This window comes from Streptomyces sp. LS1784, assembly GCF_020103755.1.
GTDB lineage: Bacteria > Actinomycetota > Actinomycetes > Streptomycetales > Streptomycetaceae > Kitasatospora.
In genome coordinates this window covers 1-20980 of record NZ_JAHSQD010000014.1, presented here as the reverse complement: position 1 = coordinate 20980, position 20980 = coordinate 1, and the positions used below count along the sequence as shown (strand labels likewise).

The window sequence follows — 20980 nt, the reverse complement described above, 5'->3', positions numbered from 1 at the left end:
GCGGGGCGGCGACTGCGACCAGAGCCGAAACCACGAGACGACGAAGGCCCGGGCCGCGTGATGCGGTCCGGGCCTTCGTGAAGGCGGAGGATACGGGATTCGAACTCGTGAGGGGTTGCCCCCAACACGCTTTCCGATTCTCCTGGGCGCTGTTCGCCGGGGTTCAGGCCCGTTCTGACCCACGGCGGAGCGAATCGCTGGGCGGTGGCTGAACCCGCCCGGACGAGGGTGAACGAGACCGGAACTGAGACCAGCCGACCGGTGTGACCAGAGCCGGGCGAGTCCTGCGCGGGCATGGTGACGCGCAGCAGAGGTCCAGTCAGGCCCCCGCGGCCAGGGAGAGGCCGGTGACCAGCATCGTCGTTGCGACCAGGGCGTCCAGGACGCGCCAGGAGGAGGCGCGGCGGAAGAAGCCGGTGAGCAGGCGGGCGCCGAAGCCCAAGGCGGCGAACCAGCACAGGCTGGCCAGTGCGGCGCCGAGCGCGAACTGCCAGCGCAGCGTGCCGTGGGTGGCCGCGACGGCGCCGAGCAGGAGCACCGTGTCGAGGTAGACGTGCGGGTTGAGCCAGGTCATCGCGAGACAGCTGAGTACCGCGCGGCGGCCGGAGCGGACGGCGGGTCCGCTGCCCTCCAGGCGGGAGGCCCGGAAGGCACGCCGAGCTGCGATCACGGCGTAGCAGAGGAGGAAGGCCGCACCGACCGCACGCACCGCGGTCAGTGCCGCCGGCCACGCCGTGATCAGGGCGCCGAGCCCGCCCACGCCGCAGGCGATCAGTACCGCGTCGGAGGCCGCGCAGATCGCGACCACCGGCAGGACCGCCTCTCGGCGGACGCCTTGGCGCAGGACGAAGGCGTTCTGCGCCCCGATGGCGACGATGAGTGACAGGCCGGTTCCGAATCCGGCCACGGCGGCGGTGAGCGTGCTTCCCATGAGTGCCACCGTAGGCAGCCGACGCGACACAAGACCAGCTAAAGATTTTTACGTATCATTAGCACCCATGAAGGCTGAGCTGCCCCACGACCTCGTCCGGACTCTGCTCGCGGTGATCGACGAGGGCACCTTCGACGCGGCGGCGGCCGCCTTGCACGTGACGCCCTCGGCGGTGAGCCAGCGGATCAAGGCGCTGGAACAGCGGACCGGGCGGGTACTGCTGACACGTTCCCGGCCGGTGAGGCCGACCGAGTCGGGCCAGGTCGTGGTGCGCTTCGCCCGTCAGCTCGCCCGCTTGGAGGACGACGCGCGTGACGCGCTGGGGATGCCCGAGAGCGGGGAGGGCGCCGGGCCGTCGGGTCCCTCCTGGCTGCCGATCGCGGTCAATGCGGACTCGCTGGCGACCTGGTTCGTGCCTGCGCTGGCCTCGCTCGCGCGGGACGCGCGGATCCACGTCGACCTGCGGCGGGAGGACGAGGCGCACACGACCACGCTGCTGCGCGCGGGTGAGGTGATGGCGGCGGTCACCTCCTCGCTCCATCCGGTGGCGGGCTGCTCGGTGCACCGGCTGGGCGCGATGGTCTACCTCCCGGTGGCTACGCCGCAGTTCGCTGCCCGTTGGCTCGACGGTGACCCGGCCCGGCTGCTTCCGGAGGCGCCGGTCGTCTGCTTCGACCGCCGTGACGAGCTGCAGGACGCCTTCGTCGGTGAACTGACCGGTGGTCGGGGAGCGAGCCTGCCGCGGCGGCACTACGTCCCCTCCAGTGAAGGCTTCGCCGATGCCGTGACTGCCGGTCTCGGCTGGGGCCTCGTCCCGCGTATCCAGGCCGAGCCCCGGCTGCACAGCGGCGTGCTGGTCCAGTTCCTCCCGGGCAGCACGGTCGAGGTTCCCCTCTACTGGCAGCAGTGGCGCCTCGACTCGCCCGCACTGGCAGCCGTCGCCACGGCGGTGGCGGCGGAAGCGGAGCGGGCCCTGCGGTAGGTGTGCCGGGCGCAACCGAAACGGCAACCACGAGACGGCGAAGGCCCGGATCGCTGAGGCGGCCGGGACTTCTTCTATGACCGACCGAGCGAAATTCACCGGAGGAAATCCGCGCAACCCCGCAACGACGGAGAGCAGCAGTTCCGGCTGCCGGTGCGCCGCGGCCAGGACGGGGCGCTGGTGGGGCGGTTGCCCGGGCCCGCAGCCCGGGTACCCGGAAGGCTCAGCCGAGGACCGCAGACGAGATCCTCGGACGCCTCGTCGGCAGCAGCCCCCCGCGCCGATCCTGATCGAGACCGTGCGCGCCTTCGACGCCGTCAGCTCCGACCCCGACCCGACCGAGCCGGTGTCGGTGGTCATCCAGGACCGCAGGATCAAAGCGATCGGCAGGGTGAACCCGCCGGTGGGGACCGTCATCGAGGGCGGCGGGCGGGTGCTCATGCCGGGCCTGACCGACGCGCACGCCCACCTCTTCGCGGTCGAGTTCGGCTGCGTCAGTTCCGACGGCCGCACGGTCCCCGTGGTGATCCCCTCGTACGTCAACCCGGTGCTGGCCGTGCTCGTGGTCTGCGCCGTAACGCTCACCGTAGTCGCGGTCGTCCGAAGCAAGGAGAAATCCACGTGACGGCGAACACTCCGTGGCGCACCGTACCGCGTCGTGCCGTCGGCATTGCCGCAGGTGCCGCGATCGGGTCACAGCCGCTCGCCACCGCCTGCTGGCCAGGGACTGTCAGATCGACCCAGCAGGGTGCGCCGGGCGGGTAGTGCGAAGCGGTCACAGCCACCAAGGAGTCTCAAGGCCTAGGCGGGAGCCTTCCCGGTCACCCGGGCCTCTGGCAAGCTGCTGATCACCGGACCGGTCACCAGCGTCTTCGACTTCCAGCCCGTTGCCGCGGCCGGACGGCTGTTCCTCCTCACCATCCCGATTCGGCTCGCCGACGGCCCCTGAGCGCGGGCCTGAAGCACGGGCCGGGGGTGCCGGGCGGCGGGGATGGGCGAGCCGGGCCGGGTGCGCGGACAACCGTTCGGGGCCGGTGTGCGTCCTCATCGGCATGCACGATGCGACCACCTCGACCGGCGCCGCCACCCGGGCCGCTCGCTGGGCGCTTCACGCCCTCCGCCAGCTCGTCGGCTTCGGCCTGCGACAGGCCGCGAGCTGCGCGTTCGCCGTGGCGCTGCTCGCCGGGGTCGGGCTGTCCAACCTGCTGCCCGTGCTGCCGGTGGCCCGCTACGACCTGCTGTTCGCGTACGGGGTGGTGCTCAGCGTGGTCTTCCACCTGATCGGCTGGGAGCGCGGCCGGGACCTCGCCGTGATCGCCGGCTGCCACCTGCTGGGCCTGGTCTTCGAGTACGTGAAGGTGGCGCTCGGCTCCTGGTCCTACCCGGAGCCCGCGCTGCTGAAGTTCGGTGGCGTCCCGCTCTACGGCGGGTTCCTGTACGCGGCGGTGGGCAGCTACATCTGCGCCGTCTGGCGGCTGCTCAAGCTGGAACTCACCGGTTACCGCCCGGCCGCGACGGCGGTGGTGGCGGGCGCGCTGTACGTGAACTTCATCAGCCACCACTGGGTGCCCGACCTGCGCTGGCCGCTGGCCGCGCTGCTGGTCGCGGTGACGGCGGGGGCCCGGGTGCACTACACGGTCGGTCGGCACACCTACTGGATGCCGATGCCGTTGAGCTTCGTGCTGACCGGCTTCTTCCTCTGGCTGGCGGAGAACATCGCCACCTACGCCGATGCCTGGCGGTACCCGTACCAGATGCACGGTTGGGAGCCGGTGTCGGTCGAGAAGTTCGGTGCCTGGGTGCTGCTGATCAGCGTGCTGTGCGTGATCGGGGCCGCTGCCCACCACCCGGGCCGCCGCGCGCCGGTGGCCGCGGCCTGAACCGGACCGGCTGACTGCACGGCGCGGAGAGCCTGGGAGAGGCCTGGGTGCTGCTGGCGTCGGACTTCGCCGCGGACCTGGTTGTGGCTGCTCGCGGTAGTTGCCGTTTGACGGTTCTTCTGGGGCGGCTTTCGGGTTGGTCCTGCTGGAAGCGCGCGAGTTCGCTGACTCCCGGACTTTCGACAGCAGGAACCCGCGCGCTGGTTGGCCCTCGTGGGGTCTCGGCGCGCGGGTTCGGTGGTGCCTTGGGCAGGGTTCCTCGGCGGGGCGGGGTTGGTCAGTGCTCCGCTGCTTGGCGAGAAGGGGTGCCGGCTTCCCGGGTGGCGGCTCAGGTGGCCAGCGGGCGCAGGCCTTCCTCGTCGGGGGAGCCGGGCTCGGCGGTCCTCAACGATCCCGAGCTGGACGCGCGGGTCGGCCCGGATTCGGACGAGTAGTGCCCCGGGGCTGGTGACGCCACTGGATCGTGAGGCGGTTACGCGTTCATCAGCTGCCACTGCTGGCGGTTGCTGGAGGTGCAGGTCCAGGTGTAGGTGTTGTGTTCGGAGTTGCTGCCCATGCACCTGGTGTTGCTGCCGTCGGACACCGACCACTTGACCGTGGCGCCGGGTGCGGGGGAGTAGTCGGGGGACCATCTGGTTCCCGCGCCGCCGCATCGGATCGCCGTCAGTTTCTGGCCTTCGCTGTAGGGGGAGCCGGACAGGCAGGTGCCGTAGTCGAGGTTCCGGAGCTGGTAGATGCCGCCTCCCAGCGGCTCGACGTTCCATCTCTGGTCCGTGTACGAGTTGCCGCAGGTGGCTGTCTTCACCGTGTTGCCGTCGTAGTACAGGCACCAGCCGGTGGACTTGTTCATGAGTCTGACGACATTGTTCCGGGGGGTGAGTGTGGTCGCCGCGCTTGCCGCGGGGCCGGCGAGTGCCATGCCGAGGAGGGCCGCGGTGGCAAGCGCCGAGGCCCGTGCTGCAGTACGCATCGAGGTTCTCCTTGAAGGTGCGGTGGAACCCGGTGGCGTTCCTGAGTGCATGGTTGTTGCCTGGGCAGTCGTTTCCCCGGCTTGGGCCAGGAGACCCGGTCTGCTTGCAGTACCACGGTCGCCGCGTCACCCCTCTGGCGCACACGGGCTGCGGCAATCGGGTGACTGGTGCGCGGCTGCCGGCCTGCTCGTGATGATGCCGGCCGACTCGGCGGGGACACGCTCCACGCCGTGCCCTGGCGGTGGCGGGGTCCTTTCGCAGCCTGAGACACTGCCGGCGGTGGATGCGGTGATCACGCTGGCGTGCGTGAACACCGCATCCGTCTCGATCGGGATGGCTCTCCGATTCAGGGTTGCTCTTCAGCGCTTGGCACGTTCGGATTCGGTGTCCCGGCCCTCTCCCCACTGCTGGGCGCCCTGCTTGGGCCGGGGGATGAGGAAGGTCGCCAGCATGCCGAGGGCGAGCAGCGCGGCACAGGTGTAGCCGTTGATCTGGATCGCGTGGGACATGGCGTCGCGGGCGGCGTCGGCGGCGGACGCCGTCTGCGGGTTGTCGCCCAGCCCGGAGATCATCGCGCCTGCGCTGTCGGAGACCGCCGAGGACAACTGGTCGGCGCCGGCCTCGGGTGTTCCCTGCTTGACGAGCCGGTCCGACAGGTCGGAGGCCAGTGCCGTGAAGAACGTCGAGGTCAGGACCGCAATACCGAGTGCGGAGCCGAGCTGGCGCGCGGCGCTCTGGATTCCGGAGCCCTGGCCGGCCTGCCGCGGCGGCACGTCCGCCAGGACCACGTTGGTGACCTGGGCGGTGGCGAAGCCGACCCCCATGCCGTACAGGAACAGGGCGGTGGCGATGACCCACCACTGGGAGTCGCTGCCGGCCAGCAGGCCGAACATCAGCAGGCCGGCGGCCTCCAGGACCAGGCCGATCCGGACCAGGCCGACCGGCCCGGTCTTCTCGGCCATGCCGAAGCTCGCGCCGCTCGCGAAGAAGCTGCCGAGCGCGACGACGAAGACCAGCAGCCCGGTCTGGACCGGGGAGTAGTCCAGGGCGTACTGGAGCCACAGCGGCAGCACGGCGAGCATGCCGAACTCGGCCAGGGCGATGATGAGTGTCGCGATGTTGCCCGTGCTGAAGGACTTGATGCCGAACAGCGAGGTGTCCATCAGCGGCGCCGTGCCGTTGCTCCGGGTGAGCCGCATCTGGAGGAACAGGAAGAGGGCGAGACACGCCACCGCGACGACCAGGGCGACCGGGATGACCGACAGGCCCGTGCCGTCCCCGAAGGGACCGAAGTCCTTGCGCGGTTCCCACCACCCGTAGTTGCGTCCCTCGATCAGCGCGAACGCGAGAAGTCCGAGGCCCAGCACCGACAGCACCGCGCCGACGGCGTCGATCCGTCCCGGCTGGCGGGGGGAGGGCTGGAGGAACTTCATGACGCCGACGAGGATCAGCGCGACGACCGCGATGTTGATGCCGAAGGCCCATCGCCAGGAGTAGTCGGCGAGCCAGCCGCCCAGCAGCGGTCCGACCGCGGCGGCCGCCCCGATCGTCGATCCCCAGATGGCGAACGCCTTGCCGCGGTCCGGACCCCGGAAGGTCAGATTGAGCAGTGCCAGTGACGTCGGCATGATGATCGCGCCACCGACACCCTGCGCGAACCGGCCGGCGATCAGCAGCTCCCCGGTGGGCGACACCGCCGCGGCGATGCTGGCCAGCCCGAAGATCACGGTCCCGACCATGAACAGCCTGCGCGCTCCCAGGATGTCCGAGAAGCGGCCCATCACCAGCAGCAGGGCGGCCAGGATGATCGCGTAGGACTCCTGGATCCACTGAGCGCCGAAGGCCGAGATCTCCAGGTCGTCGATGATCGGCGGCATCACCACATTGACGATGGTGAAGTCCACGACCACCAGCGAGACACCGAGGGAAATGGCGACCAGGCCCAACCAGGCGTCCCGGTCGGTGGGTGAGGGCCGAGCCGGATTCTCGGACACAGCGTTCCTCCGTTCTGTTCGATGGGGGTGCACCCGGTTCGGTCGCCGAGGGCGAGGTACTGGGGGTGCCGGGGAGGCGTCCGGCCTCCGAGCCAATGGCACCCTGCCAAAAGAAGAGGACGTATTCTGACCGCTACTGACACCAATCCGGAGGGCAATCGGTGATCGCCAACCGAACGTTGGAGCTGCTCAGCCTGCTTCAGGCCCAGAAGGAGTGGACCGGCGACGGTCTGGCCGAGCGGCTGGGGGTGTCCCCGCGGACGGTCCGGCGCGACATCAACCGACTGCGCGAACTGGGCTATCCCGTCACGGCGCGCAAAGGCCCCTCCGGCTTCTACCGGCTGTCCCGTGGAGCGCGGCTGCCCCCGCTGATAGTCGACGACGAGCAGGCCATCGCCATCGCGCTGGCCCTGCAGACGGCTCCGGCCTCGGTGACCGGCATGGGGGACGCCACGAAGCGGGCGCTGAACTCCATCAAGGAGCTCCTGCCTCCCCACCTGGCCCACAGGCTGGCGACCTTCTCGATCGAGCAGATAGAGAACGCCTGGGAGCTGGCCCCGCCCCAGGTCGGTCCCGCGCTGCTGGCGCAGCTGAGCGCCGCCGCGCAGCAGCGCGAGCTGGTGCGGTTCGCCTACCGGTCCATCGACCGCGACCCGGGGGAGGACGACGAGGTCCTGGCCGAACCCCATCGGCTCGTCGTCTGGTCCGGGCGCTGGTATCTGGTGGCGTACGACCAGCGCAGGAACTCCTGGCACACCTATCGGCTCGACCGCATCGGGCAACTGACCTCCACCGCCTGGCGGTTCGGTCCTCGGGAAGCGCCGGAGGCGGACATCACCCGCTTCGTCCAGAGCCAGCCCGACCGGGGGGACACCGCGGACACCTGGCCGTGCTGGGGCACCGTCCTGATGGAGTGCCCCGCGACGCTGGTGGCGAAGTGGGCTCCGGGCGCGGCGAGCTTCGAAGCGATCGACGAGCGGATCACCCGGATCCGAATGGGGGCGTGGTCCTGGTCGGCGCTCATCGGCTTCCTCGTCACCTTCGACTGTCGTTTCACCGTCGAAGGCCCGCCCGAACTCGCCGAAGCGGCCCGCCAGGTGATCGGCCGTCTCGACGTCGGGGTGCCCCTGCCCGACGAGCGCGCGCCGGAGCCGGTCAGTTCGGTCCGAGCCGGTACCTGAGATCGGAACGGACGGCCGCATTCCCTCCTCGACGTTCAGGAACGGGGACGATGCCAGATCCGTCCACACCCGTGAGGTGACCGAGAGATCGACGTTCGGGCACCGTCTTGGTGTTCGGCCTTCGTGGGGTTCAGGGTCCGGTCGCCCTGCCCGTCAGTGGGCTTCGGGTTCGGATGGTTGCGCGTCGACGAGGACTCGGCCTCGTGGGGTCGGTCAGCGGCGGGGTGCGGTACGGCTTGCTCAACGAGGTCCTGACCCGGGACGGCTACCTGCTCGGACGCTCCGTCCTCAACATGTCGGCCGGGGTCATCCAGATCGGCGGCTTCGCCCTCGGCGGCGCGCTGGTGACGGTCCTCTCGGCGCGCGGCACGCTGCTGCTCGCCGTCGGCCTGTACCTGCTGGCCGCGGTGGTGGCGCGGTGCGGGCTGAGCAGCCGGCCCCCTCGGGGCGTGAGGAGGGCGTCGGTCGCGCGGACCTGGCGGACCAACGCGCGGCTGTGGTCCTGCGTGCCGCGCCGGTACGTCTACCTGGCGTTGTGGGTGCCGAACGGCCTGATCGTCGGGGTGGAGTCGCTCTACGTCCCCTACTCACCCGGCGACGCGGGCCTGCTGTTCGCCTTCGGGGCGGTCGGAATGCTGGTCGGGGACGCCGTCGTGGGCCGCTTCCTGCCCGCCCGGTGGCGGAACCGGTCGGCTGTGCCGCTGTGCGTCCTGCTCGCCGCCCCGTACCTGCTCTTCGCGTTCGACCCGGGACTGCCCGTCGCCCTGGTCCTGGTCACGGCAGCCACCGTCGGGTACGGGTCGGGGCTGCCGCTGCAGGACCGGCTGATGGCGTTGACACCGGACGAGCTGAGCGGGCAGGCACTGGGCCTGCACAGCTCCGGGATGCTCGCCATGCAGGGTGTCGGCGCGGTGGCGGCCGGCTCGGCGGCCGAGCTGACCTCGCCGGCCATCGGCATGGTGGCGACCGCGGCGGCCTCGCTGGCCGCGACCCTGCTGCTGGCGCCGGGGCTGCGGGCAGGTCCGGCGGCGGGAGGCGCGGCGGACGCGCAGAAGGAAGAGGCCCTCCCCACGCCGAAGTAGCTCCCGTGGTGAAGCCCTGCAGTCGCAGGCCGCTGCCGGGCCGAGTCCTGTCGGATGCCACCGGATCCAAAAACTGACGTCTCGTCATGTCATCTGCGGTTCATGGTGCTTCGTCGGCCGGGCATCGACCTCCGACCCGCCGGCGCTATCAGCTCGGGGCATACCCTGCCGGGCCGACAGGGCCCGGCGGCTTGCCCGTTCGGGAGGAACCGATGTCCCTGAGGCACCGCACCACATCCCTGACCGCCGCGGCCCCGGGGGACGCCGCCGCCGGCCACCCGGATGACACCCACAGCCTGCTCATCCCCGAAGGGAGCGGGGGCCGGGGGCCGCTGGGCGGAAAACCGTTCGCCCCGGCGTTCGGGCGGCGGGCATGATCGGCCGGTGGATCTGCCTTCCCTGCTGGCCGCCATCGAGCGCGGCGACGACACCACGGTCTTCGAGTTCCTGGAGGACGCGGCGAACGACGAACTCACCGGCGACGACGGCATCACCCTGCTGGCCGCCGCCGCGCACGCCGGGCGCCACGAAGTCGTCGACCGCCTCGTCGTGTGGGACGTCGACCCGACCCGCCCCTGGGCCGGCGGCGTCGACCCGGTCACCTGGGCCGCCGAGAACGGCGCCTACTGGGTCCTGAACGCACTGCTGTCCCCCGACCGCGACCCGCTGCGCACCGACAGCCCGCACCGCCGCGCGCTACGGGTGGCGCGGGCGGCCCTGGAATCCGGGGCCGGTGCCGGATCCGTGCCGCCCCCGGCCCACCGCGCGGTCATCACCGACCTGGAGGCGAAGCTCGGCGTCCACCGCACGCCGGACGAGCTGATGGCCCGCGCCCTGGTCCATGCCGACCCCGAGCACGACGACTGGTTCGCGTCGCTGTTCCGGATCGCCGAGCCGGAGAGCCAGGAGAGGTTCGACTGGGCCCGCGCCGTGGCCGAGGGCGCCGGGGACGCCGGCTCGCTCGACCGTCGGCGCTTCGCGCTCGACGCGATCAACTTCCTCGGCTTCGGCTTCAACCCCGACAACGGCAACGACGAGCCGCCGTTCACCCTGGAGGCCGCCGAGTTCCTCCGGCCCCGGCTGCACACCGAGCAGGACCCGCACGCCCTGCGCACCGTCGTCGCGGCCTTCACCGGCTACTGCACCCGCGAGGAGCTCCCGGCCGTCCTGACCCACGCAGACCACCCCGACCCGGGCGTCCGCCACCGCGTCACCCTGGCGTTCCCCACCCTCCTGACCGACCACCCCGACGCCCTCGCCGTGCTCCTGCGCCTGGCCGGCGACCCCGCCCCCGTCACCCGGACCAGCGCACTCCACGCCCTCACCCGCCACCCCGTCGACACCCCTGTCCTGCGCGGCGTGCTGACCGCCCGCCTCACCGACCCCCACTTCGACGTCCGCCTCGAAGCCGCCGCCGCCTTGGCTCTGCGCGGCGACCAACGCGCCACGCCGGTACTCCACGAGATCCGCCGCGGCATCAAGAACCGCAGCAGCCGCGGCGCGGGCCGCCTCGACGACCTCCACCACCAGCTCCGCGCCCGCACACCCGGCAGGTGATCCCACAGCCCGGGGCGCGGATACAGGCGGGGAGGGCAGCAAGCGGACCCCGTCCGTCCGAGCGACCTTCGACTTCACCGGGCGGCGGCGACCGGCCGGGTCCGGATCCTCGATGTCGGCACACAGGATTTCCCCGAACCGGGCGCCGGCCGCTGTCCCGCCGGCACGACGCTCGTGGCCCGGCCCGTCAGCTGTCGCGGCCCGTCGCCCGGGAGAGCGTCGCGGCTGGAGACCGCCCACCCCCGTACTGCTGCAAACACTCCAGATCGGTCAGAGCTTCGAGGCGACGCACGATGCACGCCGCGACGCTGACGGCGACCACACCGGCCGGGGGTTCCCCGTCGGCCGGGCGCGCCCGCGAGGCGGAGTCCGGGGCTCGCAGGGCCCTGCTCAGGTCGCGCAGCTTCCCGGCCAGCTCGCGGACTCCGGTGTTGTTGACCAGGATGTCGACGTCGGGCAGCTGCCGGATCAGCTCGGCGGTTCCCGAGGCCGTGCCGACGTCGGCCGTGATACCGCGGCCGCCGCGCCGATTCCCGCCGTCGACCCGGTGACCAGCGCGGTACGTCCACTGAGATCGATCTGCATCGGAGGGGCACCCCTCCTTGGTGAGCGGCGGCCCGCCGGCGACGGGCCGCCGCCGATCGGCTTCCCCCGGCCCTGCCGGGAAGGTCGGTGGCCCTGGCGTGGAGGCTTTGGAACGCGGCCGGGATGCCGTTGACCGCTTCTCGGGCCTTCTCGAATTCCTCGCGCAGGTCGGGAGCTCCGCAGAGCCCGACAGCTCCCCGACAACGTCCACCAACTGCCCACGAGCAGCAAGCCGCGCTGAAGGAAGCCAGAATGGCCGCCCCCGGCCTACCCCTGGCCCAGGAATGCCCACACATCCGCAGCAAGCGCGCTCATCTCTTCGCCGCCCTCGACAACCGTCGACACCGTGCACTCCCACCCGTTGTTGAAGACGTCGGCCCGCAGCGTCCAACTCAAGCGCACATGACCACCGCGACCGAAGCTCGCGGCCACAACCAGATGGTTGTTCGTCCAGACCCTCTCGCCTTCCCAACCACGGAAGTCCTGCGCGAGGCCGTCGAAGAAGTCGTCCAGCCGGTCCCAGACGGTCACCCCCACAGCCTCGATCCGAGCCTGCACCCCGTCATCACGCGCCTCGACACCGAAGACAACGTGGTACTCGTCCTCCCTCGCCCAATCGAACAACCGCACGCGAGCGTCCGGCGAACCCGCCGCCCCGCGGACGACGAGCTCAACCTGCCCAGGACCAACCTCTATCGGCGTCACGCCCCGAAGGATACGGACTCAGCGTCAGCCTGCCGACGACTACAACAGCTCCGAACGAGGGACAGAGGTACGGGCGTGGAGACCTCCGGCTTCATCGACGACGGCAGCACTTCGGTCGATACCGACGACGACACGCGCGGCAGCGCTCTCCCGTCCCGCCGGCAGTCCGGCCGGGCGCGGGGGATGGACCCTCCCACAGCGGGAGGGTCCACGATGGGCCCGTGCGAGACCAGGACGACTTCCTCACCATCGGGCGCTTCGCCCGCCTCTGCCGGCTGAGCGTGAAACAGCTCCGCCACTACGACGACACCGGCCTGCTGCCCCCGGCCAGGGTCGACCCCGCCACCGGGTACCGCTACTACGCCCCCGGGCAGGCCCGCGACGCGCTCACCGTCGCGCTGCTGCGCGACCTCGACGTGCCGCTCGCGGTGATCGCCGCGACCCTGGCGGCCGCCGAGCCGGAGCGGGCCGGCCTGCTGCGCGCCGAACGCGACCGGGTCGCCGAGCGGATCACCCGCGACCGGGCCCGCCTGGAGCTGCTGGAACGCCTCGCGGCTGGCGGCGGACTGCCCGGGTACGAGATCGCCCTCGGGCGGGAGCCGGAGCGGCAGCTCGTCGTCGTACGGGCGGTGGCCGGGCCGGGCGAGCTGGCAGAGCGGATCGGCGCGTGCGTCGGCCGGCTGCTGGCAGGACTGCACGGCACGCCCTGGCGGCCCCCGCTGTGGGGGCTGTTCCCGCTGGACCTCGCCGAGGGCATGCGCATCGCGGTCGGCGCCGAGCCGGACAAGGTGGAGGAGGCAGCCGAGGCGGGCGAGGCGGGCGGGCCCCGCAGGCTGCCCGGCGGCCTGGAACGCGAGCTGCTGCCCGGCGGCCCGGTGGTGGAGACGGTCCACCACGGCCCGTACTCCCAACTGCCGTTCGCCTACCATGCGTTGCTGGCCGCCGTGCACGAGCGCGGACTGCGGCCGCTGGCGCCGGTGCGGGAGGCGTACCTGGTCGGACCGGGGGAGGCCCCGGAGCAGGAGTGGGCGACCCGCCTGGTGGTCCGGGTCGAGGAGCGGACGGAGGAAGCGGCATGACGCAGCCGCGCGGCGGGAAGCACTGCGAGACGACGGCGCTGGACGTGCTGCTGCGCCACGAGGGCGTCGTGCTGTCCGAGCCGATGCTGTTCGGGCTCGGGGCCGGGCTGTCGTTCGTCTACTGGGACGGCAAGGGGCTGGACTTCCCGTTCCTCGGCGGCCGGGTCAAGCCCTTCGAGCTGACCCGCGCCCTGGCCGCCCGGCTCGGTCTGGAGCTGGACGTCCGGGAGACCGCCTCCGCCGGCCGGGCCTGGCGCAACGTGGCCGCCGAGCTGGACACCGGACGCCCGGTCGGACTCCAACTGGACAGCTACCACCTGGAGTACTTCACCTCCCGGGTGCACTTCGGCGGGCACGTGGTCGCGATGCGCGGCTACGACGCGACCGACGCCCACCTGGTGGACACCGCGCAACAGGGCGGCGCGGTCACCACCAGCCTGGCCTCGCTCGCGGCGGCGCGCGCCGAACGCGGCCCGATGACCGCCCGCCACCGCTCCTTCACGCTCGCCCTGCACGGCGAACTGCCGGACGTACGTGACCTGCTGGCTCCGGCGATGGCCGACTGCGCGGCGGCCTTCCTGCACCCGCCGATCGCCAACCTCGGCCACCGCGGCATCGCCAAGGCCGCTGCCCTGGTGCCGGGCTGGCTGGCCAGGGCCGACCAGCCGGCGCTCCGACTGCCGCAGGCCGCACGGATGATGGAGCTGGCCGGGACGGGCGGCGCACTGTTCCGCAACCTCTACCGGGACTTCCTCGCCGAGTGCGCCGAACTGCTCGACGACCCCCGGGTGCGCACCGCCCGCGACCGGTACGCCGAGGCCGCGGCGGGCTGGAGCGAGGTGGCCCGACTGGTCGGCGCGGCCGGGGAGTCGGGGGACCAGGAGCCGCTGGAGCGGGCCGGCGGGCTGCTGGGCGAGCTGGCACGGATCGAGCGCGAGGCGATGGAGGAACTGGCCCGGCTGCCGGCCGGGAGCGACGTGCCGGTCACGGACGGCCGGCCCCGGCGGTGAGCTGCCGCCGGGCCGGGAGGGGAAGGGAGCGCCGAAGGCCGTGTCGGCACACCCGCCGCCGGCTGCCGGCCGCCGGTCCGGTGTCCGACTGTGCGAGGGGCTGTCAAGCGATGACCCGCAGGCCGGACTCACGCTCGGCGGTGTTGATCAAGTCGATCACCTGGACCTGGCGGAGAGACAGCGCATCGTCGGAGATCCGCCCGATGTCCACGGGATGGGTCTTCTGGCCGAGGGGGTGGGTGAAACCGGTGACCACCCAGCGCCCGCCGAGCGGTGACGTGTCGTCGAGCAGCCACGCCCAGTGGGCGCCGTGCGCGTTGAGCAGGAACTCGCCGGTGACGGCCATGAGCATGCCCCGGAACCGGTGCCGGTCGTCCTCGTCCATGACTGTCGGGTCGAAGTCCTCGGCGATTCCCCGGTCGACCAGGGCGATCGCCCAGTCGGGGTTGGTGCGCAGCCATTGCGGGTCGCCGCCCAGACTGCTCACGATCCGCTCGGCGAAGCCCCGGAGCTCAGCGGCCCATTCGTCCACGTTGGGGTTCGGGTAGTCGATCACCGGCGGGGTCTCCTCGTGCGGGTCGTGCCGGATGACACCGCGCATGCCACCCTCCTGGCCTCGGGTACGGGGCACACCGTATGCGCCGTCACTGACACCGCCTCACCGCCGGTACCCGTCGTCACCGGTCCGCCGATCCAGCCGCGACTGACGGAACCTCAGGGGCCTCCGGCAGGACCGGCGGCGCGTCGGCGTCACCGAACGACTCGACGCCCAGGGCGACCCCGTCGGCGGTGACGGCGGTCATCGGATCAGCGGACGTCGTCGCGCCCGAGGCCGCGGCCGGGCGCGCTCATGTCGCCCGTTCGGGGCGTGCCGTCGGCGAGCCCGTAGCGCAGGAACACGGTGCCCTGCGGGCCGGCCACCGGCGGTTCGAGGAGCGTGAGGTTCGTGGGCACCGCGCCGCCGTCGAACACCTTCTTCCCGACGCCGAGCACGATCGGGTGCACCCACAGGTCGAGACGGTCGAAGAGCTTCTCCCGCAGGAGGGTCTGCACCAGGTCCAGGCTCCCGACGACCTTCACGTGCTCGTGCCGGTCGCGGACCTCGCGCACCGCGTCCGCCAGGTCCGGGCCCAGCAGCGTGGATCCCGCCCACGGGAGGTCGGGGGTGCCGCGGGAGGCCACGTACTTCGGGACGCGGTTGAAGAGCTCGGCGATCTCGCCGTCCTTCTGGTGCGGCCAGTAGGCGGCGAAGATGTCGTACGTCCGCCGGCCGAGCAGCAGGGCGTCCGTGCCCTCGTACGCGGCAAGGATCTGCGCCCCGGTGACCGCGCTCAGCAGGGGCGCCTGCCAGCCGCCGAAGGGAAACCCCGCCGGGTCCTCGTCGGGTCCGCCGGGCGCCTGCCCGACGAGGTCGAGGGTCGCGAACAGTTCGATGTGGATGAGGCCCATGTCTCTCTCCCGATGAGTTGGTCGTTCCCGTCGAGATGTAGACCTGCCGGGGCCGAAAAACTCATCGCCGCGCCGGTACCCGACTTCCGCACCCGCCGCCCGCCCTGCCCGACACGCCCCCGTCCGGGCCGTCCTGTCGTCCGGGCCGGACCACCGGTTTCACGATCCGGCGGCGGGCCTGCCCCGGCGGCAGCGCGATCATCCAGGGAACCGGGAGGCGCTTTACCGGCGGACCGCTGAGATCAGCCCGCCGGGCCGCTCCTCGCGCTGCGGCGGGGTGCTGATCGGGCGGCCGTAGGCGGCAGCGCGCTCGCGCAGGGTGTGGCTCTCGGCCTCCCAGCCGTGCCCGGCCAGCCAGCCCACCGGGTCGTCGGGCATCTCCGAGACCCACATGGACGCCGCCGATCCCGGCGCGGCGTCCGCGCCGAAGCGCTCGATCACGCCGGGCGAGCCCAATGTCAGCCCCATCCGACTGCCTGCCGCCGACTGTGTGCTGATCCGGGCCAGCAGTAGCTCCACCGCGTCCTCGGGCAGGTAGATCAGGAGTCCTTCAGCGATCCACACGGTCGGCACGGCCGGGTCGTGCCCTGCGGCGGCCAGCGCGCCTGGCCAGTCCTCGCGTAGATCCACCGCGACGGTGATCCGCTCGCAGCGTGCGACGGCCCGCTCCTGGCGCAGCACCGAAGCCTTGAAGTCCAGTGGCGCGGCGGTGTCGACCTCGAACAGCCGGGTGCCCTCGGGCCAGTCCATCCGGAAGGCCCGGCTGTCCATGCCGGCGCCGAGCAGCACGACCTGTCGGACCCCGGACGCGGAGGCCTGCTGCAACAGGTCGTCGAGGAACTTCGTCCTGATGACGATGGAGAACGACACGGCCAGCCGGCGGCGTCGCGCGGCCTCGTCATCGGGTGGCGGCGATGAGGGCCACAGGCCGCCGGCGGTGGCGAAGGCCTGCGCCAGTGGGTCGTGGAACAGCGCGTTCTCCCGCTCGGTCTCCAGCGCCCGCACCCTGGCCACCCCCACTGCCGTGGCCCACACTCCCGACGGCTGCACCTGCTCTTGCTCATCAGTCACCACGCCAGCCTATAGATGATCGATTCGAAGGGGGGCCTGATGAGGGGAGCCAGGTTCATTCGCGGCTGATCCCGTCGTACCTGCAGGTCAGCGAGATGTTCCCGGTGACTTCCCCGGCGTGGGCAGGACCGCCAGGCGCCGCCGGGCCTGGCGGTCCTGCTGCTGTTGCAGCGCAGGGGGCAGGGCAGGTCTCCGTCGCAGTCGGAGATCCAGGGCCGGCGCAAGCCCCCAGGTCGTGGGCGATCGTACGACCACCGCCCGATCGGACGCCGAACCGCAGGACACACTCCGGGTGTGCCAGGATCTGCTGCTGTGACCAACGGTCCTCTCGCCGGCCTCGACGATGTGCCCTGGGCCCGACTGCGGCACTCCTACGGCAAGGCCGAGGACGTCCCCGGACACCTCCGGGCGATGCAGGCGGGGGACCGGGAGGGCCACTACCCGCCGAGTGCTCAGCTCGCGAACCACATCGTGCACCAGGGCACGCGATCGCAGGCCGCGGCGTACACCGTTCCGTTTCTCGTGCGGATGGCGCTCGACCCGAGACTGGTCAACAGGCACCGGTTCGTCGGTCTGCTGGTCGCCATCGCGATCGGGCTGGACAACAACCATCTGCCGAACGGCTACGACCCCCGGGAAGACCGCGAGTACCTGGCACGGATGCGAGGTGAAGCCGACGACTGGGCTCGGTGGATCGCCGAAGCCGCGGACGACGAGCACGCAAGCAGCGTGAGGAGAGCTGCGAGCAGGTGCTCATCGACGCCGAAGCGGTCGTGTCCTCCTACGACGCCGTCCGGGAAGCACTTCCCGCGCTCGCCGTCCTGCTGACTTCGGACAGCCCTGAACTGCGCGCCGAGACGGCGAACCTGTTCGCGTGGTTCCCCGAGTCCGTGATGGCCCTGGCCGAGACACCCGAGGCCACGACGCTGCGAGCGGTGGAGGCCATGCTCGTCGGTCTGGCCGACTGTACGGGCGTCGAGAGGTACTACGACAGGTACTACACGGCGCACAGGCTGTTCACGCTGGTCTTTCCGGGCAAACCCGCCGAAGCGCCGCAGTCCTTCGGAGACCTGAGCGACGTGCAGCAGCGGGTCGTGCGGTTCATCGCCGACCAGGACGCCGATGGCTGGCCCGCCGGCGGAATGGACGCTCTGCGCCGGTGGAAGGTGCCGACCGGGCACTCTGACCTGCGTGCCTACGTCGGTGGTGTCCAGGCCGGCTGACAGGCCGACAACCGGCGCCGGGTCCGGGCCGGGCAGCAGGGTGTCCTTGCCGCGGTCCCGAGGGCCGTCCCCTTGCCGAGCAGGTCGGCGTTGTTGCCGCCCCGATCCCCGCGGGTAGAGCCGGACGTCCCCGCGCCCGCCATGGCGAACGCCCGTCCCGGCCGGCGTCAGTGCGACTCCTCCAACAGCACTGCCGCGACGGCGACTTCGGTGCCGGCCAGGCCGACCGAGCAGAAGGCGGTGATGTCGTCCCGGCCGGTGCGTCCGACCTCGGCGCCGGCCAGGACGGCACCGAGGTCGACCATGCGCTCGACGGGCAGGATGTGCGGTTCGGGCGTAGCCGGCCGTCCGAGCGAGTCCGTCAGGAGGACGTGTGCGTGGTCCACCGGGGCGGCGGGGACTTCGTGGCGTGAGAGCGACTTGAGTCGAGCGTCGTCACGTGCGTGCCCGGTGCGATCCAGCCGGCGTCCAGGACGGGCACCGGGCTGTTCGTCGCGACGACCACGACGTCGCGCTCCCGCACCGCCTCCTCGACCGTGCCCACCGCCCGCACCTCGACCTCCGACTCCTCGGCGGCGCGCCGGGCGAACGCCTGCGCGCGCTCCGGCCTGCGGGACACCACCACGGCCTCCGGCTCCGTTCCACGGCTACGCCGACCGGTACCTCGGGACGGGCTTTCCGAAGGTCGAGCAGCACCGGGAGGCCGCGATCCGGCGGCGCAGGTCCAGTGGGTGGCCCGGGAGTCGTGCGTCTCGACTCAGATGAAGGTGATGACCAGCACGGCGGCCGCCACCAGGAGGAGAACCGTCAACGCCGGCGCGCCGGGGCGCCCGCCGGGCTCGGAGGTGACGGCGACGAACGAGACGGCGGGGACCGCCAGCGAGAGGGCGATCGCCAACCACCCCACGACATCGGTGGGAACCCCGGCGACCATGGCCCCCCAGACGGTCGTGAACATCACCGCCAGCCAGGCAGTCGCGGTCAGCACCGCCCAGGCCGCGCGCGCAGTCCACCGTTCGACCGGGTCGGCCGCGTGGAAGTTGGCGCGGGTCATCGTCCAGATCCGGGTCAGGTTCGCCACTGGAACATCCTCTCGAACAACACCGTCAGGCACCAGGGACGGGCGCGCATCGGGCGCGGCTGGACGACCACCAGGTCCGCCGCCACCGAAGGCCGACACCGGCACACGCCCGTCGGGGGTCGGGCCGACGCGTTCGGGTGGCCACCGCTACAGCACCACGGTGGCGACGAAGAGGATGACGGCGAAGACGACGGTGCCCACCACCCCGATCCTCGTGGGTGTGATCCGGTCCCGGAACTGCCTCTCCGGCCGGACACGCTGGCTCGGACCGGTGCTGTGCTTCCACCAGTCGACGACCCGCCGGAAGTCGGCGTCGAAGTCCTCCAACGGATTGAAGCCGCTGGTCACCAGGGTCGACAGCCAGTGGCGCCGACCGTCGGTGGTGTGGATCCGCGCCACGCGTGTGGTCGTGCCGCGGCCCTGGATCTCCGACACGTCGATCCAGCAGATCTGTTGCCAGGAGTAGGTGCGGCCACGGCCGAGCCCCCAGCTGACGGTGACTCCGTCGGCGTTGACCCGGACCCAGTACCGCATGGGGATGAGGCGGCTCCCAGCAACCAGCAGCACCGTCCCGCCGACGAGCAGGATCATGAGGCCGGGGCCGAAGTGGAACTTCATTCGGCCGGCGAGGACTTCGGCCGTGATGACCATGAGCAGTAGCGCGAGATCGGCCAAGTCGGGGCTGAATCTGTCTTTCCCCCGGAAGATCAGTTCGTTCACATGGCGCACCCTACGCCTCACTGGCACCGGCCTCACAGAGGGTCGGATTGACAGATCGTCATGATGGCGGTGCAGTGACGGATCCGCCCTGCTCGGAGGCTGCGGCAGTCGGGAAATGGGTACGGCCAGGCCCGGCGGCCCAGGCGGTCGGCCGAGAGTCTCAGGTGGGGGCATCTGTAGCCGGGTTCAGTCAGGCCAGCGCTGACTCAATGCCGCACGCATCAGCAGCAACGCCAACTGACCAACGATCAAAAGGCGCTTGCACTCGAAAGCTCGACAGACATGGCTCCGGTGCAATGGCAAGTTCATGAGGGGGATCGACAGTGACGTCGGCGAGCATGTCCGGGATCGGCCAGGTTCATCGGGCTTTCGAGGAACAGGCGAGACGGACTCCGGACGACATCGCCGTGGTGGCGCAGTCGGTCCGGACCACGTACTCGGAGCTCGACCGCCGGGCCGCTGCCGTGGCCCGAGCCGCAGCGCCACCGCGGTGACCACCGACGAGGCCTTGCCCGCGTGGGCGAGGCACAGCTGCTCGCCGGCCAGTTTGCTGACCGCGTACGGCGACTCCGGCGTCGGCATCCGCTTCTCGCCGGACGCGCCTTCGAGGATGGCGCCGTACACGCTGGACGACGAGGCGTAGACCAGTCGCGAAACGCGGATCGGTCGGCAGGGGATACGGCCGTCGCCGAACTCGGCCCGGGCCTTTGGCGTGATCGTCCAGCACCACCGGGGCGCTCCCCCGGTATGGCCGGACTGCTCGGCTCGGCGACCGGGGCCGGCGGCTCAGGCCCGGTGGCGCCGGCGGAGCCAGATCCCGGTGCCGACCAGCAGCACGGCCGCGACGGCGGTGCCGGCGGCGGCCCAGGTGGTGGAGTCGGAGGTGTCGCGTGCGGAGGCGGAGCCGGAGGCTGCGGTCGGTGCGGAACCGGCGGGAGCGGGCTCGGACACCGGCCCGCCGATGGGCACCGGGACGGGCCCGGCGCTCGTCCCCGTCGACGGCAACGCGGCCGCCGTGCCGGCGGGCACCGGGTCGTCGATGACGGCGTCCGCCACGTCCAGTTCGCGCTGGGCGTGGCCGAGCGACGGGAAGGCGCAGTCCACGGTCACCTGCCAGTGCCCGGCGGGCAGGATCTCCCGGGTGGTGTACGTCCCCGGGCGGCCCGGGACGCCGACCAGCCGCCAGGGGCCCACCGCCCGGCCGTCCGCGGCGGTGGCGGAGAGCGTGCCGGCGAAGTCCTCGGTGACCGGGTCGTGGTCGTTCTCCCATGTGGCGACGGTGCTGACGTGACCGTTCTGCTGGCCGGTGACGTCCAGGTGGACGCTGTCGCCGTGGGCACCGGCCGGTGCGGCGGTGGGCAGGACGGCGGCCGCCGCGAGGGCGCAGGCGGCGAGGAGCGGGCGGGTTCGCATGGCGGGTGTTCCTCGGAGCGGTGTGGGAGGACGGGTGAGGGAACGGGGGCGCCGGGCGCGGCCACC

Annotated in this window: 24 protein-coding genes; 10 read left to right on the top strand and 14 right to left on the bottom strand. The window is 71.8% G+C overall.

Annotated elements, in window-relative coordinates; genetic code table 11:
• Positions 1–319: 319 nt before the first annotated feature.
• Positions 320–931, bottom strand: a complete 612-nt coding sequence (locus KS423_RS03775; protein ID WP_224274804.1) for a LysE/ArgO family amino acid transporter — start codon at positions 929–931, stop codon at positions 320–322.
• A gap of 67 nt (positions 932–998) precedes the next feature.
• On the opposite strand from KS423_RS03775, the gene KS423_RS03770 reads away from it, so the two are divergent.
• From KS423_RS03770 to KS423_RS03760, 3 genes are all read left to right on the top strand, one after another.
• Complete coding sequence (locus KS423_RS03770) at positions 999–1913, top strand: LysR family transcriptional regulator ArgP (protein WP_224274802.1); 915 nt, start codon at positions 999–1001, stop codon at positions 1911–1913.
• 298 nt (positions 1914–2211) lie between these two features.
• The gene (locus KS423_RS03765; protein WP_224274800.1) at positions 2212–2538 is read left to right on the top strand and encodes a hypothetical protein; all 327 of its coding nucleotides are present in this window, start codon (positions 2212–2214) and stop codon (positions 2536–2538) included.
• A gap of 427 nt (positions 2539–2965) precedes the next feature.
• Positions 2966–3793, top strand: coding sequence for a DUF817 domain-containing protein (locus KS423_RS03760; RefSeq protein WP_224274799.1), 828 nt, complete (start codon positions 2966–2968; stop codon positions 3791–3793).
• A gap of 472 nt (positions 3794–4265) precedes the next feature.
• Here the strand turns inward: KS423_RS03760 and KS423_RS03755 are convergent, their stop codons facing one another.
• Complete coding sequence (locus KS423_RS03755; protein WP_224274797.1) at positions 4266–4763, bottom strand: RICIN domain-containing protein; 498 nt, start codon at positions 4761–4763, stop codon at positions 4266–4268.
• Positions 4764–5123: 360 nt separating this feature from the next.
• Positions 5124–6758, bottom strand: a complete 1635-nt coding sequence (locus KS423_RS03750) for an MFS transporter (RefSeq protein WP_224274795.1) — start codon at positions 6756–6758, stop codon at positions 5124–5126.
• Positions 6759–6919: 161 nt separating this feature from the next.
• On the opposite strand from KS423_RS03750, the gene KS423_RS03745 reads away from it, so the two are divergent.
• The 3 genes from KS423_RS03745 to KS423_RS03735 all read left to right on the top strand — a co-directional run bounded on the left by KS423_RS03745 (position 6920) and on the right by KS423_RS03735 (position 10578).
• Entirely contained in the window at positions 6920–7939 is a 1020-nt protein-coding gene (locus tag KS423_RS03745) for a YafY family protein (RefSeq protein ID WP_224274794.1), read from the top strand.
• Positions 7940–8142: 203 nt separating this feature from the next.
• Entirely contained in the window at positions 8143–9021 is an 879-nt protein-coding gene (locus KS423_RS03740) for an MFS transporter (RefSeq protein WP_374119897.1), read from the top strand.
• Between the two features lie 384 nt (positions 9022–9405).
• A complete protein-coding gene (locus KS423_RS03735) occupies positions 9406–10578 on the top strand; it encodes a HEAT repeat domain-containing protein (protein ID WP_224274792.1) in 1173 nt (390 codons plus the stop codon).
• 852 nt (positions 10579–11430) lie between these two features.
• Here KS423_RS03735 and KS423_RS03725 read toward each other — a convergent pair.
• Positions 11431–11868: a DUF6228 family protein gene (locus KS423_RS03725; RefSeq protein ID WP_224274790.1), complete on the bottom strand. Its 438-nt coding sequence runs from the start codon at positions 11866–11868 to the stop codon at positions 11431–11433.
• A gap of 221 nt (positions 11869–12089) precedes the next feature.
• Here KS423_RS03725 and KS423_RS03720 point away from each other — a divergent pair, with 221 nt between their 5' ends.
• A complete protein-coding gene (locus KS423_RS03720; RefSeq protein WP_224274788.1) occupies positions 12090–12947 on the top strand; it encodes a MerR family transcriptional regulator in 858 nt (285 codons plus the stop codon).
• Positions 12944–13957: a BtrH N-terminal domain-containing protein gene (locus KS423_RS03715; RefSeq protein WP_224274786.1), complete on the top strand. Its 1014-nt coding sequence runs from the start codon at positions 12944–12946 to the stop codon at positions 13955–13957. Before KS423_RS03720 ends, KS423_RS03715 begins: the two co-directional genes overlap by 4 nt.
• A 103-nt stretch (positions 13958–14060) precedes the next feature.
• Here the strand turns inward: KS423_RS03715 and KS423_RS03710 are convergent, their stop codons facing one another.
• The 4 genes from KS423_RS03710 to KS423_RS03700 all read right to left on the bottom strand — a co-directional run bounded on the left by KS423_RS03710 (position 14061) and on the right by KS423_RS03700 (position 16441).
• The gene (locus tag KS423_RS03710; RefSeq protein WP_224274784.1) at positions 14061–14558 is read right to left on the bottom strand and encodes a hypothetical protein; all 498 of its coding nucleotides are present in this window, start codon (positions 14556–14558) and stop codon (positions 14061–14063) included.
• Between the two features lie 76 nt (positions 14559–14634).
• Entirely contained in the window at positions 14635–14760 is a 126-nt protein-coding gene (locus KS423_RS47170) for a hypothetical protein (protein ID WP_263454446.1), read from the bottom strand.
• Positions 14761–14764: 4 nt separating this feature from the next.
• Positions 14765–15406, bottom strand: coding sequence for a dihydrofolate reductase family protein (locus KS423_RS03705; protein WP_224274783.1), 642 nt, complete (start codon positions 15404–15406; stop codon positions 14765–14767).
• A gap of 222 nt (positions 15407–15628) precedes the next feature.
• The gene (locus KS423_RS03700) at positions 15629–16441 is read right to left on the bottom strand and encodes a class I SAM-dependent methyltransferase (protein ID WP_224274834.1); all 813 of its coding nucleotides are present in this window, start codon (positions 16439–16441) and stop codon (positions 15629–15631) included.
• 348 nt (positions 16442–16789) lie between these two features.
• Here KS423_RS03700 and KS423_RS03695 point away from each other — a divergent pair, with 348 nt between their 5' ends.
• Positions 16790–17305 (top strand): hypothetical protein, encoded by a 516-nt coding sequence (locus KS423_RS03695; RefSeq protein ID WP_224274781.1) that lies wholly within the window; start codon positions 16790–16792, stop codon positions 17303–17305.
• On the top strand, positions 17227–17700 hold the full coding sequence (locus KS423_RS03690; protein ID WP_224274779.1) for a hypothetical protein: 474 nt from the start codon (positions 17227–17229) through the stop codon (positions 17698–17700). The genes KS423_RS03695 and KS423_RS03690 overlap by 79 nt, the downstream gene beginning before the upstream one ends.
• Positions 17701–17867: 167 nt before the next feature.
• Here KS423_RS03690 and KS423_RS03685 read toward each other — a convergent pair whose 3' ends face one another.
• The 6 genes from KS423_RS03685 to KS423_RS03660 form a co-directional block, all read right to left on the bottom strand.
• Positions 17868–18086: a hypothetical protein gene (locus KS423_RS03685; RefSeq protein ID WP_224274777.1), complete on the bottom strand. Its 219-nt coding sequence runs from the start codon at positions 18084–18086 to the stop codon at positions 17868–17870.
• Positions 18062–18325, bottom strand: a complete 264-nt coding sequence (locus KS423_RS03680; protein ID WP_224274776.1) for a hypothetical protein — start codon at positions 18323–18325, stop codon at positions 18062–18064. The genes KS423_RS03685 and KS423_RS03680 overlap by 25 nt, the downstream gene beginning before the upstream one ends.
• A gap of 132 nt (positions 18326–18457) precedes the next feature.
• Complete coding sequence (locus tag KS423_RS03675) at positions 18458–18781, bottom strand: hypothetical protein (protein ID WP_224274774.1); 324 nt, start codon at positions 18779–18781, stop codon at positions 18458–18460.
• A gap of 147 nt (positions 18782–18928) precedes the next feature.
• The gene (locus tag KS423_RS03670) at positions 18929–19501 is read right to left on the bottom strand and encodes a PH domain-containing protein (protein ID WP_224274772.1); all 573 of its coding nucleotides are present in this window, start codon (positions 19499–19501) and stop codon (positions 18929–18931) included.
• A 186-nt stretch (positions 19502–19687) separates the two neighbouring features.
• Positions 19688–20125, bottom strand: a complete 438-nt coding sequence (locus KS423_RS03665) for an NAD-dependent epimerase/dehydratase family protein (RefSeq protein WP_308020130.1) — start codon at positions 20123–20125, stop codon at positions 19688–19690.
• A gap of 162 nt (positions 20126–20287) precedes the next feature.
• Complete coding sequence (locus tag KS423_RS03660; RefSeq protein WP_224274770.1) at positions 20288–20914, bottom strand: hypothetical protein; 627 nt, start codon at positions 20912–20914, stop codon at positions 20288–20290.
• Positions 20915–20980 lie beyond the last annotated feature (66 nt).

What these genes read in the sequence shown, in the direction of transcription:
- KS423_RS03770 (WP_224274802.1), top strand. Translation starts at nt 999, where the DNA reads ATGAAGGCTGAGCTGCCCCACGACCTCGTCCGGACTCTGCTCGCGGTG.
- KS423_RS03760 (WP_224274799.1), top strand. Translation starts at nt 2,966, where the DNA reads ATGCACGATGCGACCACCTCGACCGGCGCCGCCACCCGGGCCGCTCGC.
- KS423_RS03660 (WP_224274770.1), bottom strand. Translation starts at nt 20,914, where the DNA reads ATGCGAACCCGCCCGCTCCTCGCCGCCTGCGCCCTCGCGGCGGCCGCC.
- KS423_RS47170 (WP_263454446.1), bottom strand. Translation starts at nt 14,760, where the DNA reads ATGACCGCCGTCACCGCCGACGGGGTCGCCCTGGGCGTCGAGTCGTTC.
- KS423_RS03755 (WP_224274797.1), bottom strand. Translation starts at nt 4,763, where the DNA reads ATGCGTACTGCAGCACGGGCCTCGGCGCTTGCCACCGCGGCCCTCCTC.
- KS423_RS03710 (WP_224274784.1), bottom strand. Translation starts at nt 14,558, where the DNA reads ATGCGCGGTGTCATCCGGCACGACCCGCACGAGGAGACCCCGCCGGTG.
- KS423_RS03715 (WP_224274786.1), top strand. Translation starts at nt 12,944, where the DNA reads ATGACGCAGCCGCGCGGCGGGAAGCACTGCGAGACGACGGCGCTGGAC.
- KS423_RS03775 (WP_224274804.1), bottom strand. Translation starts at nt 931, where the DNA reads ATGGGAAGCACGCTCACCGCCGCCGTGGCCGGATTCGGAACCGGCCTG.
- KS423_RS03705 (WP_224274783.1), bottom strand. Translation starts at nt 15,406, where the DNA reads ATGGGCCTCATCCACATCGAACTGTTCGCGACCCTCGACCTCGTCGGG.